12 protein-coding genes are annotated in these 13,841 nt (G+C 37.3%); 6 read left to right on the top strand and 6 right to left on the bottom strand.

Translation table 11 applies throughout. From position 1 onward, the window contains the following. Window positions 1–34: 34 nt before the first annotated feature. Window positions 35–697, bottom strand: a complete 663-nt coding sequence (locus ABDZ63_RS11565) for an HAD family hydrolase (protein WP_343783677.1) — start codon at window positions 695–697, stop codon at window positions 35–37. A 121-nt stretch (window positions 698–818) separates the two neighbouring features. On the opposite strand from ABDZ63_RS11565, the gene ABDZ63_RS11560 reads away from it, so the two are divergent. After that, complete coding sequence (locus tag ABDZ63_RS11560; protein ID WP_343783676.1) at window positions 819–1,418, top strand: YczE/YyaS/YitT family protein; 600 nt, start codon at window positions 819–821, stop codon at window positions 1,416–1,418. 165 nt (window positions 1,419–1,583) lie between these two features. Here the strand turns inward: ABDZ63_RS11560 and ABDZ63_RS11555 are convergent, their stop codons facing one another. Then, window positions 1,584–2,258 carry an ABC transporter ATP-binding protein gene (locus ABDZ63_RS11555; protein ID WP_343783675.1) on the bottom strand — a complete coding sequence of 225 codons (675 nt, stop codon included), beginning with the start codon at window positions 2,256–2,258 and terminating at the stop codon, window positions 1,584–1,586. Next, complete coding sequence (locus ABDZ63_RS11550; protein WP_343783674.1) at window positions 2,242–4,746, bottom strand: FtsX-like permease family protein; 2,505 nt, start codon at window positions 4,744–4,746, stop codon at window positions 2,242–2,244. The genes ABDZ63_RS11555 and ABDZ63_RS11550 overlap by 17 nt, the downstream gene beginning before the upstream one ends. A 756-nt stretch (window positions 4,747–5,502) precedes the next feature. On the opposite strand from ABDZ63_RS11550, the gene ABDZ63_RS11545 reads away from it, so the two are divergent. Further along, window positions 5,503–7,029: a BCCT family transporter gene (locus ABDZ63_RS11545; protein WP_343783673.1), complete on the top strand. Its 1,527-nt coding sequence runs from the start codon at window positions 5,503–5,505 to the stop codon at window positions 7,027–7,029. Between the two features lie 44 nt (window positions 7,030–7,073). Here ABDZ63_RS11545 and ABDZ63_RS11540 read toward each other — a convergent pair whose 3' ends face one another. After that, window positions 7,074–7,652 (bottom strand): YusW family protein, encoded by a 579-nt coding sequence (locus ABDZ63_RS11540; protein ID WP_343783672.1) that lies wholly within the window; start codon window positions 7,650–7,652, stop codon window positions 7,074–7,076. A gap of 187 nt (window positions 7,653–7,839) precedes the next feature. Between ABDZ63_RS11540 and ABDZ63_RS11535 the strand changes: the two genes are divergently transcribed. The 3 genes from ABDZ63_RS11535 (at window position 7,840) to ABDZ63_RS11525 (ending at window position 11,330) form a co-directional block, all read left to right on the top strand. Continuing rightward, window positions 7,840–8,163 carry a pyrophosphohydrolase domain-containing protein gene (locus ABDZ63_RS11535; RefSeq protein ID WP_343783671.1) on the top strand — a complete coding sequence of 108 codons (324 nt, stop codon included), beginning with the start codon at window positions 7,840–7,842 and terminating at the stop codon, window positions 8,161–8,163. Continuing rightward, window positions 8,163–10,607, top strand: a complete 2,445-nt coding sequence (locus ABDZ63_RS11530) for a DEAD/DEAH box helicase family protein (RefSeq protein WP_343783670.1) — start codon at window positions 8,163–8,165, stop codon at window positions 10,605–10,607. The genes ABDZ63_RS11535 and ABDZ63_RS11530 overlap by 1 nt, the downstream gene beginning before the upstream one ends. A gap of 108 nt (window positions 10,608–10,715) precedes the next feature. Continuing rightward, complete coding sequence (locus tag ABDZ63_RS11525; protein WP_343783669.1) at window positions 10,716–11,330, top strand: DUF4352 domain-containing protein; 615 nt, start codon at window positions 10,716–10,718, stop codon at window positions 11,328–11,330. 76 nt (window positions 11,331–11,406) lie between these two features. On the opposite strand, the gene ABDZ63_RS11520 is transcribed toward ABDZ63_RS11525, so the two are convergent. Beyond that, on the bottom strand, window positions 11,407–11,682 hold the full coding sequence (locus ABDZ63_RS11520) for a hypothetical protein (protein WP_343783668.1): 276 nt from the start codon (window positions 11,680–11,682) through the stop codon (window positions 11,407–11,409). 204 nt (window positions 11,683–11,886) lie between these two features. Here ABDZ63_RS11520 and ABDZ63_RS11515 point away from each other — a divergent pair, with 204 nt between their 5' ends. Further along, complete coding sequence (locus ABDZ63_RS11515) at window positions 11,887–12,114, top strand: hypothetical protein (protein ID WP_343783667.1); 228 nt, start codon at window positions 11,887–11,889, stop codon at window positions 12,112–12,114. 1,129 nt (window positions 12,115–13,243) lie between these two features. Here the strand turns inward: ABDZ63_RS11515 and ABDZ63_RS11510 are convergent. Then, window positions 13,244–13,837: a histidine phosphatase family protein gene (locus tag ABDZ63_RS11510; protein ID WP_343783666.1), complete on the bottom strand. Its 594-nt coding sequence runs from the start codon at window positions 13,835–13,837 to the stop codon at window positions 13,244–13,246. Window positions 13,838–13,841: the final 4 nt, after the last annotated feature.

The raw sequence follows: 13,841 nt of genomic DNA, 5'->3' as shown, positions 1-13,841 counted from the left end.
CTAAATGAAAAAAGAGTCCACTATTTGAACTCCTTTAAAATACCGGCCAGCTTTTTTGCGTCGCTAACTTCGCCATATTTTCATCAGGATTCACGACGATTGGGTAATCAACGAGATCTAATAACGGCGCGTCTGATTCGCTATCAGCATAGGCATAAAGCGTTTCAGATTGCTCATCCTTCTCATTCCTCCTAAGCCAAGCACGCAGTTGATTAACTTTTTCATCTCCGTTTACTATACGTCCCATCTTACCAACACAAACACCTTCATCATCGAAAACAAGTTGCGTACCAATCGTCGAGACGTTTTCTAACCCGACTTCACGAACAAACGCGTTTAAAAAAGGCATTAATGCACCTGATAAGATAACAATGTCATCACCGTCTGCTTGGTGACGCTTAATCTTGTCCACTAACTCACGATTGACTTTCTCTAGATCTCCACGAGCTAACTCATCAAAAAACGACGCTAAATCTTCTTGCGTCTTTCCTTTAAACGACTTCACAAAACCATGGAAAAACTGGTGCTTAAACGCCTCTTTCCCTTTAAAAATTCCGACGAACACACTCTTAACTAACCCAGCGCTAACTACAGCCCACTCTTTTACACCATACTCTTTATTAGCAACTTGAAACATCACTTTAAATGAGTTACCTTGATACAACGTACCATCAAAATCAACTGTCACGACTGCCATCCAAACACTCCATTCGACTTGTTCTACTTACTATTTTAGCATACTAAATTCCATATATCACCAGTCAGTATTCCGTGTTACAATATAATTTATTTATAAAAAGCAAAAAGGGATGTTCCATATGATTTATAAACAATTGATCATCTTCTTCACCGGTTTAGTTATATTTGCATACGGCATATCACTTGCCATTCAAGTGCAATACCTTGGGATTCACCCTTGGGATGTATTAAGCCTTGCTCTTTTTGACTTAATAGGGTTAACGGTTGGAACGTGGACAATCATCATTGGCCTCATTATTATGATTTTTACATTTTTCACAAGACGCCAATACATCAACGTCGGGACATTCCTTAACGCCTTTTTAGTCGGTGTATTTGTGGATCTATTTCTATACTTACAATGGTTCCCTGTTGGAAGTTCGTTAGTTGAGGATATCGCTATTATGCTGTTAGCGATCGTCGCGATGGGCGTTGGAGGCGGAACCTATTCTGCTGCACAAATAGGGCTTGGCCCTCGTGATGGCTTCATGCTTTCAATCGCTGATTTAACCGGTAAATCGATTCAAAGGATTCGTATTTACGTTGAGTCGTGTGTGCTTTTAATTGGATTAGTTTTAGGTGGGCCTGTCTTTGTCTTCACGTTTATTTTTACTTTGGTTCAAAGTCCGATTTATCAAAAGATTTTTCTTAGCATTAAGCCGTATACGACGCGTGTTTGATACACACTTCCCTTAGGCTTTACCTTGTGTTTCTCTAGCGGTTGGTTGATGTGTACTTAGCAGTGAACATTCACCCCATAGATCGTTGCCATGCTTAGCACACAATAAAAAGTAATCACCTCAAACGAGCTAAGAAGTGATTACTTTAACGTTCCGCTTCAAATATTAAGAGTATTGCTTTCTTGTTAACAGTCCGTCTCGCATTTCAAACAAATGGTCTCCGTAAGTGCTTAACTCTGTATCATGGGTTACAAGAATAATTGTGATCCCTTCTTTTTGAAGGTCTTTGAGTATAGACATAACATGATTTCTGCTTTCTACATCTAAATTTCCCGTTGGTTCATCACAAAGCAATATGTTAGGCCGATTGATTAAGGATCTTGCAATCGCTGTTCGTTGTTTTTCTCCACCTGATACCAAAGCCGGCTGATGCTTCTCTCGATGTGAAAGATTTACTTTGCCCAGAATTTCCTTTGCATTTTTCTCAATCTGTTCCTTCTTCTCATACGGCAATAAAGGTATCATCACATTTAATAATAAGTTAAACTGCTCAAATAACTTAAAATCTTGAAATATATAGCCTATATTGCTTCTTCGGAAATTTCTTTTTTCCTCTTCTTCCCCTTCAGAAATATGAAAATCACCAATCATAATAGACCCTTCATCAGGTTGTTCAATGCCAGATAAGACTTTCAATAGCGTTGTCTTTCCTGAGCCGGACGGTCCAGTGATCGTCAGCCAATCACCTGATGCAACTTCAAAATCAATCCCTTTTAACACGTGCACATTTTCCTTATTTATTTGATAGGATTTTGTTACATTTTTAATCTTGATAAGCATGGTCATCTACCCCTCTAAAAAAGAACCAATTCATAGATTGGTTTGCAAATAGTAAAGTAAGTCCTAAAATAAGCAGTATCGAAACAATACTTCCTACAATAACATGGAAAGATAATTCTACTACGAATGCTAGAGCAATAAGACTGATCACACAACCTAAACCAGTCGCTATACTTCCCCAAATCAAAACTTCTTTCAAAAAATATTGTTTTATTTTCTTTTTACTCCAGCCAATGGTATTAAATAAAGAAATTTCCTTCTTTCGCACTCTCCACAAATTGGACAACGATTGAATAACAGTGATCATCCCCACTATATATAAGAGAAATACCATCACTAGAAATATTCCTTCAATATTGCCATGTACATACACACCAAGCCTTGTTTCCGTAACATTTCCAATGAATTGCAGAAGGAAAAATGGCAGAAAGCAAGTCATCAACGTAATGATAAAGATCTGTATACATGCAGCAAGAATCAGCGGATAATAGAAAAAGATATTTTGAGTCAGTATACTTTTCCCAAGTAATACAACTTGACTGTTTTTCTTCTTAACTAATCGTAACGCAATTACATAGCTTATCAACACTAATATACTGAGAATAACACTGTAGATCAACATTGTGTTATTTCCTGATCTAATATCAATAAAACTGCTTATAAGTAATGCAATCACAATGGGAATCAAAAGCAGTCTCGACCATTCTTTTAATTGCAATTTACGGATATGATTAGCTGACCAGCCAAGTTGTGCTAATAAAGCTTCATCCTTCTGTCTTGCTTTAAGCATTTGATGAAAAGTAAACAGGATAAATGTAAATGCAACGAAAAAGAAAAGAATCGTGATTAATAATTGCAAAGCATTCCAGCTATGCAGAATTTGATCGGCAGCACCTAGCGTTGTAAAAGGCTGAATCACTTGACCAATGCCCTCTACATCGACAGTCATTTCGGTTAAAGATGCTCCAGCAACAATATCTACAGTATAACCCTGCGCTTCCCACTCATTGGCAAGCGACTCAATCAATTCTGCCGCAGCTTGGTCATATCCATCAATTCCCGATACTCTGACACGAATTGCATCAATTGGTTCTTCTCCTTTCACCCTTTCAGCCCATTCCAGTGAAATTAATCCATGTGCAGGTGTTGTTATATAGCTACCTGCAATAGCAGATGGATGCAAGGTAACGGATTCATCACTTTTTAGGTAAGGGGTTTCGCCACCATAAATCCCTAAAGGGGAAGAGGCTAATTGATTTTCATACTCTGTAATCGAGTAGGTGCCATTTTCCACAAATGCAAAAAATTCATTATCGTTCAGTGGTCTATTTTCTTCATCTACCTCGTAAATTGCTTCTTCATGCATTTCTCGATAAATCGGTGCTTGATAATAATCATCTACCCCTACTTGTTCCACTGCCAATGATCCATCTTCCCGTATATTATAGTCTACAGGCTCCAGGTTAAATTTTATTCGTTGAGCAGTATAATGGGATACTTGACCATAATTAGGAATATCATCTGGATCACCAATAGATAAATTCCCGTCTTCCGTTACATATAATACACCTTCAGAAAAAGGAAAATGATTGTCACTTGGATGCAGTTCTAACGTCTTAGGATTATGTAGTCTTTTGGGCGATAGATACTCCTCAACTAATCTAGCATATTCTTCAGGGAACTCTGCCATTGTTAACATTGGATTCCCTTCAACAGAATGATCGTATATTTCCGTCAAATCCGCATCGGTCAATGGTTCTAATGTATCAACAGTTACTCGCATTTCCACAGGAACAGAAACATCAGACAGTGTCATGATGGATGCATATCCTTCTTCTCCCTCAGAATAACCAGTGGTAGGATCAAATGCCTTTTCTTCTAGAGGAGAAAAATCTTGTCCAATTAATTCCCCTTCTTCCACCGGGTCAACAGCAACAACTTGATGATATGAAACAGGAAAATTAAAAGTCGCAATATCCTCTCCAAAATAAGCGCTGCTTACGTCAAAACTTGAACCAAACCTGAGCTGGGGCTCACCAAAATCATACATAAACGTCTTCTCTTGAGCGGTATACTCGTGATACCCGTCCGAAGTACTGTATTCCACTTCATAATAAATGGGGTCAACAGGATCCTTTTCCATCATCCATGTTCTGTCAAGGGCCGTAAACAGACCAATAGAGGCGACGGGGGCAGCAATTTCCACATCCGCATGATTTTTAATATCGGACCATTCTTCTAAACTGATACCACCTTGTCCAACTCCTAAATAATTTTCCTCCACAAGATTTAGTTGACGTTCCAATTCCGTTCGAGCATCTTCAGGACGAACCAGAATATCATAACTACCTCTTGAGAAATCTGTAATATTTTGAGTCACTTCCTCATTCGCTTGTTTCATGATCGAAAAGCTGTAAGCCAGCGTACTAATGATAATCATTAGTACGCTGGCTACTATAAATAAGATACGATTTCTGTGCAAATTCATGGTCTTCCACCACCATTATTAATAGCTTATCGTTGCTTTACCGTAAAAAACTGCTCCGGGACCATAGTCGGCACTAACCGCTTGTCCTGAGGTTGTATTTGTTTCCAAAGAGTTTGTGCTGAATGCATGTGAAAAGTTTCTTGATCCTGTACCATTTCCACTTCTTACTCCCGAACCATCTCCTGGATCAAATCGAAAATTAGTAATTCCACCAACATTTGTACTTACTCTAAATGTATAGTAAGTATATGCTTCTCCGCTTAGGTTTGAAGGCGTTAAATAAGATTCTACACCACTATAAACTTCTGCTTCTCCTTCTCCTCCTTGACTTCATCATCACTTGCCAATACGCCAGTACTACCAAAAAAAGCATAAAACCTGTGACAAAAAGTACTGAAACTATTTTTTTCAATGTTCACCACAACTTATAGTGATGAACCATCTTTATGTAAATATTACACAATAATCTAAAAATTGTCAATTTTAGATTATTGAACAAGGTTTGTAAGTAGATTTTTAACGAACCTATATAATCCTCTCTGTCACAAGACACTAATAAACTGTAGTTGTTAATAGGACAACTATACGGATCATACCAACCCTCCTAAAAGTTTTTACCACCACACCTTTTCCTTCTATTTTAAAATAAATTTTCCATTTAATATTTGATAGAAATTAATCCCTTTTCCAAAAAGATGTTTTTGTAATAAAACTTTGTGAAATATATAAGTAGAGTCGTTTGAAAGGAAGAGGCCAATGAAGTGGAGTGAAAAATTGAATCATTACAGTGTTTTTATCGTCTCAGCAATTGTTGTGTTAGCTGTTGTCGTTTGGGGTGTTGCCGCTCCAGAGGGGATGACATCCACAATGGAAGCTATGATGACGATGATGATTGAGCAATTCGGTTGGTTTTATGTGCTAGCTACAGCATTATTTGTAGGTTATTGTTTATTTTTAGGATTTGGACCGTATCGACATATGAAGTTAGGTCTTAAAGGTGAAAAGCCTGAGTATACATATTTCACATGGCTTGGAATGCTGTTTGCAGCTGGTATGGGGGTTGGACTCGTGTTTTGGGGTGTAGGTGAGCCTTTATCTCACTTCCATGATCCACCAGATGGAATTGAACCAGGCAGTCAGGAAGCAGCTAATTATGGTTTACTTTATGGAATCTTTCACTGGGGAGTTCACCCGTGGAGCATCTATGCCATTGTTGCCTTAGCCCTAGCTTTTGCGAAATTCCGTAAAAATCTCCCAGGCTTAATTAGCTCAGCTTTTTACAATGTCATTGGGGATCAAATCTATCGTTGGCCTGGTAAGACTATTGATATTATCGTTATTATCGCAACAACGATTGGAATTGCGACATCATTTGGTATGAGCACACTACAAGTTGGTAGTGGACTGTCTGAAGTGTTTGGAATTGAAAGTGGCAACATGGTTTACTTGATGATTATCGCCACTGTGACATTCATTTTCTTACTTTCTGCTGTAACCGGCTTAGACTCTGGAATGCGTTATTTAAGTATATCGAACCTAGGGCTTGCAGGCATCTTACTTGTAGCTGGCCTTGTACTTGGGCCGACAATCTTCATATCAGAACATGTGGTTAATGCCATTGGACAATACACCACAAGCCTTCCTGAATTAAGCTTTATGACAACACCTTATACAGACAATGAATGGATGGGAGAATGGACATTATTTTACTGGGCATGGGTCATATCATGGAGTCCTTTTGTTGGTACCTTTATAGCCCGAGTGTCTAAAGGGCGTTCATTACAAGAGTTCATAATAGGTGTGCTCTTTGTTCCTACTTTAATCACCATTCTTTGGTTTGTCACCTTTGGCGGAACTGGCCTACACTTAGAACTTAATAATGACCTAGACATTGCAGAGTCGACAGCTGAAACACCAGAAGTTGGTATGTTTCTTGTCCTCGAACAATTACCAGGAAGCTTACTACTAAGCATTGGCGCTTTAATATTGATTACGATTTTCTTTATTACATCAGCTAACTCTGCTACTTATGTTCTTGGTGTATTCTCATCAAAAGGAGATCTTAACCCAAATAGCTCTACCTTGATCATTTGGGGATTACTAATTTCATCGATTGCAACCGTTTTATTATTAAGCGGTGGCTTAGAAGGGCTACAGGCAACAGCAACCATCACCGCATTTCCTTTTACTTTCTTAATGGTCCTACTCATGTATGCCATCTACATTTCATTGAAGAATGAAGGTCTTCGTAAGCGAAAAGTGAAAGAGAAGGAAGATTGGTAACATTATCAAGGCGCCTAACCTTATAGTTAGGCGCCTTAAACATCTTAATAATCCTCTTCTACTTGAAGTGTCTCGCCATCTTCAAATTCAATATCCAATTCAATCTCATCTACTTCACCTTCCATAATCTCAAGGTGGTCATAGATACGTTGGAACACTTCTTCTTTAGACATGTTAGGGGCAAACTGTACAGCCTCAAACATATTTTCAATTTCTTCTTCCGCTTGATTTCCATCACGATCAGATTCCTGACCATTATCAATCTCCACTTCTGCTTCCTTATCTCCATCCCCTTTTATTTCATATTCGAAGCTCCACTCGCCACCATTTTCAAATTCTATCTCTAGCTCAAATTCTCTAATTCCATAATTACGGCCTTCTTCAGCTTCTTCTTCCATCTCTTCTGACTCCTCATGAAGTTCATCATCTTGATCTTCTATTCCTGTACCTTCTTCCTCATCACGATCCAAAGACTCATCAGGGTCCTCGCCCGCTTCCATATCTTCCTCTTGATCTTCCGGTGCAGGATCACCCATGCCTAAATCCTCATCAGGCTCATCTGCTGTCCCACATGCCGCTATAACTAACATTAAACTTAACACTAACGTCATTAAAAGCTTCATCTAAAGCACTCCTTACTATTTCATTTTATGCCATAACCTTTTCTTACCCATATATTCGGCTTTTTATGCTTATATAAAGGGGGATTTTACCAAAATGGGGAGAAAGGATGATGTTGTAGGAATATGGTGAATTGATGAAGTTATATAAATTGTTTACAATTATATTAACAGTTTGAGGAGGGTAATTATGCCAACTTATAATAAGCTTGTCCGTGACAAAATCCCTGAAATAATTGCAGCTTCTGGAAAAAACTTCACCACTGAAACACTGACGCAAGAAGATTACATAAAAGAATTACAGAAGAAATTAAGCGAAGAAGCAGACGAGTACTTCGAGGCTAGCCATGTTGATCAAGCATTGGGAGAATTAGCAGATATTTTAGAGCTCATTCATGCCTTGGCACAGGTTCACGGTTCAACGTTTGACCAAATAGAAAACATCAGACAAGAAAAAGTAGAAAATCGTGGTGGATTCGCTGAAAAAATATTCTTAAAAGAGGTTGAGGACTAATGTCTAACGTTTCTCTGTATACTCAAAATTTATATCAACACATTAGATCTGATATTCAAAACTCTACAACGATTTATTTACTAAGTTCATTTATTATGGAGTCTGGAGTAAAATTAATCCTTGATGATCTAAGGGAAGCTCTAAACCAAGGTGCAGACGTTAAAATATTAACAGGAGATTACCTATACATCACACAACCAAAAGCCTTAATTAAATTGCTAGAATTAAGTGAATACGAGAATTTCGAGTTACGCCTATGGCAAAGCTCAGGCCATTCTTTTCACCCTAAAACTTATTTATTTAAACATAAAGAGCAAGGTGCTTTAGTAGTTGGATCTTCAAACCTTTCACGCTCAGCTTTTACCTCTGGTGTTGAGTGGAACCTTCGAATGGAGAGAAGCCATTCTACTACAGTTTTTCATGAGGCGTTAAATAAATTTATTGAAATGTTTTATAGTAATCAAACAATAGAAATCAACCATGAAACTATTAAGGAGTATGGATTAACCCATGAGCAGTTTCATGCCCAATACCCTAACTTAAATACTAAATGGACTAAACAAGAAGAAATAGAACTTACTCTCCCTACAGTAGATGAAGTCAGCCAACTTGAAACAACAACAAGAGAAGTTGAGTCAAGGTATAGAGAAAAAATTCCAGAACCAAGACCTGCTCAAAAAATTGCACTTGATTCATTATCTGAAACGGTTGATGAAGGGTATAATAAAGCAGTCGTTGCACTAGCAACAGGTTTAGGAAAAACGTACCTTGCTGCATTCTTCTCTAAACAATACTCTAGAGTTCTTTTTATAGCTCATCGCGAAGAAATTCTTAACCAAGCACGACAATCTTTTGAGCATGTCTTAGAAAAACCAGGTGGAATATATAATGGAACTTCAAAAGAAAAAGATAAAGATATTATATTCGCATCTGTACAGACTCTATCAATACAAGAGAGATTAGAAAGCTTTGATCCAAACGAGTTTGATCTAATTATAGTTGATGAATTCCATCATGCAGCAGCCAACACTTACACAAGAGTCATTAATTATTTTAAACCTGAGTTCCTACTAGGGTTAACAGCTACTCCAGAAAGAACGGACGGGCAAGATGTATTAGCTTTATGCGACGGCAATCTTGCCTGTGAAATTAGCTTCATTGATGCCATTCGCCATGGTTGGCTCTCACCTTTTCAATACTATGGAGTTCTTGATGATATTGATTATAGTGAGATTCGATGGTTAGGAACGCAGTATGACAAAGAACAGCTAACTATTGAGCAATTGCAAGAGGATAGAGCTTCTTACATTTATCAAGAATGGTTAAATAAACGTCAAACAAGAACAATCGGTTTTTGTTCGACAATAAAACAGGCAGAATTTCTTGCACAATACTTTAAAAAACAAGGTGTTGAAGCTATTTCATTAACAGGACAATCCAACAAAGACGTACGTAAAGAAGTAATAGGTCAATTAGAACGACTTGAAGTTGAAATTATATTTACAGTTGATCTATTCAATGAAGGTGTCGATATTCCTTCTGTCGATACTTTATTATTTGCACGACCAACTGAATCGTTAGTCGTATTCACCCAACAAGTTGGACGTGGGCTAAGAACTTTGGCTAACAAGGACTATTGTGTCATTATAGACCTTATAGGTAACTATCGAAACGCAGAGACTAAACTCATGATGTTTAATGATTCCAAACAACCTGGCAAGACTAGTCAACTCTCAATTGAACCAGTCGTGCCAACAAGTTGTTCATTCAACCTAGAAACAGAAGTTATCAATCTAATTGAAGAGTTAAAAAGAAAAGCTAGTCCTTTAAAAGAGAAGATATATCTCGATTATTTAGACACTAAAAAGCAGTTAGGAAGGCGCCCATCTTATAAAGAGGCGCACTTAAGTGCGACAATGGAATCAAAATTATACAAAACAAAATTCGGTGGCTATTTTGCTTTTCTAAAAGAATTTGATGAATTATCTAGTCACGAAGAAGAAGTTTTCAACAAACACTTTCATTGGCTCTCAAAAGTTGAAAAAGAGACAATGTCTAAGTCTTATAAAATGGTGATCTTACAATACCTATTAGAGAAAGGATCTGAAGAATGGACAAACCCTATCACCCCTAAAGAAGTAGCGCCTTACTTTCATAATTTCTATATGGAAAAGAATTATAGAAAACATATCGATTTCTCTGATAAAGCAAACCAAAAACTTTGGGAGTATGATGAGAGAAAGGTATCTAATCTAATTGCTAAAATGCCAATGACAAAATGGACTACAGGCAATGATAACTTAGCTACTTTTGATGATGCCATGTTTCAATTTAATATTGATATTGACGGGAAAGATGAGCAGATATTATTTAAGATGACAAGAGAAATATGTGACTATAAAATGCATACTTATTTTGAACGTAGAATGGATCGAAATCAGTAATGTCTTAGTTTTTTTCAGAGCTCAACCAACAAACATTTGACTGGGTACTTTTCTACCCACCCCATTTCCTATAATATATTTGTAATCAAATTTGGGAGGGGTTAAATTATGAAAAAGCTAATTTTATCTGTTGTTTTGTTGTTTGTTGTATCTTTGTTTTTAGTGGCTTGTGACGAGTCTAGCGTGGAGTCTGTTGATGAGGATGTTGAAGCATCAGAGGAAACGCAAGAAGATAATGGAAATGGTCAAGAAGAGGCTGATCAAGAAGAAGCTGATAACGAAGATGCTAGTGAAGAAGATGGAAGTACAGAAGAAGAGGGTAATGAAGAGGAAGAAGTATCAATTGGTGATACTGTTCAATTTGATGATTTAAAAATCACTTTACTAGGTACTCGTCAAATCGAAAGTGATAACGAGTTTATTGAAGAAGATAACGATTTATTCTTAGCGGTTGAACTTGAAGTTGAAAACACTGGAGATGAAGAAGAATCCATGTCTACTATGTTAAATATGTCACTTTTCACTAGTGATGGTTATTCTCAGGATCAGACATTGATGGTTGATGGGCGCGGAAGTCTAGATGGTTCACTCGGTGCAGGGCGCTCGATGAAAGGCGAAATTGTATTTGACGTTGAAGATGCTGACTTTTATGAATTCATATTTGAGAATCCATTTACAACAGGCCAGGCGATTTGGGAAATTCCAAAAGACGCCATTGAATAGTAGGTTGGAAGTCACATCCGCTACCAACCTCGCATTAATTAAGATGAAAGCTCAGGGTTAATAGCTCTGAGTCTTCTTATTTTACATCTCTATTCAGGCGCCTTCTTTTCATAACCAAAAGTGAAAGCATGATCCCTAATATGATAAAAATCACCAAGCCGCTTAACACCTTTATAGGTGAAATCGTAAAATTCGGGGGTGAAATGATCGTAATATCTTCGTTCTCTAACGTGATTTCTCTAATTGATTTTACCGTCCACCAGTCATCAATAGTAGAGTGATTAGCAGACACATACAGCCATATTAAAAAACTAAACATAGTAAATAAAGCTACAGCTTCAATCCTACTCAAAAAACCACCTCAATTCAGTGAGATATATGGATTTCTACTTATCATGCATCAAAGCCTCTAGGTTCTTCTATAAACAGTTCACTTGTTTATTTCTCCTTCTGACCTTTACACTCCTCTTTAGTCGCTTCATTAACTTTTTTAAAGGAATTGTCCAAACTTTGTCGTAATAGTATTAAATATACGGTTTAATTATGGAGGGTTATTATGGCTTCGAGACAATTAATAATCCCTGGTGGTCTATTGTTAGGCATGGGGATTGGAATGATTTTTGGTGAATCTGGTGCTGGCATGTTTATTGGTCTTGGATTAGGTCTACTGGTTAGCGCCTTTTTAGCCTTTTCAAGTAAGAAAAGTGAAAACGACCTTGAGAGGCGTGTGGCGGAGTTAGAGAAGCAGCAGCTGGACTATAAAGAAGAAGAAACTAACATTTAAGCATACTCTTGTTTCAATGGCTGGGTTGTAAAAGCAAGTCACAGGACATATTTCTGTGACTTTTTATTTGCAAAACACAAATGTACGTTCGATACAACTTCATAAAAATTGGAGGTTCATGTATAATTGAGACAAGCAGTAATTCGTTAAGCAAGGTAAGGGTTTTACCTCTTTTATCTCGTCTATCTATAGGTGAGAAAGGGGGTGAGCCTATGAGCCATAAAATGTTATGGGTAATCCTAGGATCTATAGGATTCATGACGTTATTAGATGCTCATATTTTTGTCTTTCCGTTTATCTTCATGATAAACACAGGCAAAAATAAACTACCTTGCTGTAGCGAGCAAGGTAGTAAGAAAAAAGTTTAGCAACTGAGCTGGTAACAACCCTTACCTTGTGAGGCGGAGAGCTGCTACTAAGATGGAATGTGACAGCATTCCATCTTTTTTAGTTTTAGTTAATACTATTCATTTTATACATGTAACATGTATTGTTTATTTATCTACATTATAGCCATATGTTGATGAACCTGTCAATTTGTTAACATTAATAGGTTTTATAAGTATAATGTTTCTTTTCAAAATTGTTGGCGAAGTTAGAGAAGCAGCTGGACTATAAAGAAGAAGAAACTAACATTTAAGTATACTCTTGTTTCAATGGCTGGGTTGTAAAAGCAAGTCACAGGACATATTTCTGTGACGTTTTACCTCTTTTATCTCGTCTATCTATAGGTGAGAAAGGGGGTGAGCCTATGAGCCATAAAATGTTATGGGTAATCCTAGGATCTATAGGATTCATGACGTTATTAGATGCTCATATTTTTGTCTTTCCGTTTATCTTCATGATAAACACAGTCAAAAATAAACTACCTTGCTGTAGCGAGCAAGGTAGTAAGACAAAAAATTAACACCACAGACGGTAACAACTCTTACCTTGCGAGGCGGAGAGCTGCTACTAAGATGGAATGTAACAGCATTCCATCTTTTTTAGTTTTAGTTAATACTATTCATTTTATACATGTAACATGTATTGTTTATTTATCTACATTATAGCCATATGTTGATGAACCTGTCAATTTGTTAACATAACAAGTTATTCAAGAGTTATATAAGTTTCCTCTATGACGTACCTAGCCTAAATGAATTTGTAAGTTAGCATATTTGATTATGCGCTTTCCACCTTTGACTTGCCACAGATGAACACCTGTATCACCAGTATGCAAGGTAACATTCGTATCCATCGGGAGATTCATAAAGCTTTGATAAAGCATATTAATCGTTCCACCATGCGCCACAATACATATACGCTCTGCTTCAACTTCTAATAATTTCGACCAAAATGTTTCTATACGCGCTCTAAAATTAATCATCGACTCGCATTCATAATAATCATCATGTCGTTTACGTCCTTCTTGCGGTAATGGGAATTGATCCACCGCTTCAGTCTTGAGCATCCCTTGAAGCTTCCCGTTGTTCCACTCCATTAAAGCGTCATCTTGTTTAACAATTCCACCGACTTTACCTGCAATGTAATTCGCTGTTGTATTAGCGCGTCTTAATGGGCTTGATATAATGTGATCAATTTCATAATGATCATCAATCCATGTTGCAACTTGATTTGCCTGCTCTTCTCCTAAGCTTGTTAACGGAAAGTTAGCCCTTCCTTCATGTCGGTTTTCAAGGTCTGCAACAGACTGACCATGCCTTACGATTAATAGCTCCATTTAC

This window comes from Alkalibacillus silvisoli (assembly GCF_039521975.1).
GTDB lineage: Bacteria > Bacillota > Bacilli > Bacillales > Alkalibacillaceae > Alkalibacillus > Alkalibacillus silvisoli.
The sequence above is the reverse complement of the archived record's forward strand: the minus strand, read 5'-3'. Positions and strand labels throughout refer to the sequence as shown.

Bases quoted from the DNA above. Each gene is read 5' to 3' on its own strand.
- ABDZ63_RS11565 (WP_343783677.1), bottom strand. From the start codon at position 697: ATGGCAGTCGTGACAGTTGATTTTGATGGTACGTTGTATCAAGGTAAC.
- ABDZ63_RS11560 (WP_343783676.1), top strand. From the start codon at position 819: ATGATTTATAAACAATTGATCATCTTCTTCACCGGTTTAGTTATATTT.
- ABDZ63_RS11555 (WP_343783675.1), bottom strand. From the start codon at position 2,258: ATGCTTATCAAGATTAAAAATGTAACAAAATCCTATCAAATAAATAAG.
- ABDZ63_RS11550 (WP_343783674.1), bottom strand. From the start codon at position 4,746: ATGAATTTGCACAGAAATCGTATCTTATTTATAGTAGCCAGCGTACTA.
- ABDZ63_RS11545 (WP_343783673.1), top strand. From the start codon at position 5,503: ATGAAGTGGAGTGAAAAATTGAATCATTACAGTGTTTTTATCGTCTCA.
- ABDZ63_RS11540 (WP_343783672.1), bottom strand. From the start codon at position 7,652: ATGAAGCTTTTAATGACGTTAGTGTTAAGTTTAATGTTAGTTATAGCG.
- ABDZ63_RS11535 (WP_343783671.1), top strand. From the start codon at position 7,840: ATGCCAACTTATAATAAGCTTGTCCGTGACAAAATCCCTGAAATAATT.
- ABDZ63_RS11530 (WP_343783670.1), top strand. From the start codon at position 8,163: ATGTCTAACGTTTCTCTGTATACTCAAAATTTATATCAACACATTAGA.
- ABDZ63_RS11525 (WP_343783669.1), top strand. From the start codon at position 10,716: ATGAAAAAGCTAATTTTATCTGTTGTTTTGTTGTTTGTTGTATCTTTG.
- ABDZ63_RS11515 (WP_343783667.1), top strand. From the start codon at position 11,887: ATGGCTTCGAGACAATTAATAATCCCTGGTGGTCTATTGTTAGGCATG.
- ABDZ63_RS11510 (WP_343783666.1), bottom strand. From the start codon at position 13,837: ATGGAGCTATTAATCGTAAGGCATGGTCAGTCTGTTGCAGACCTTGAA.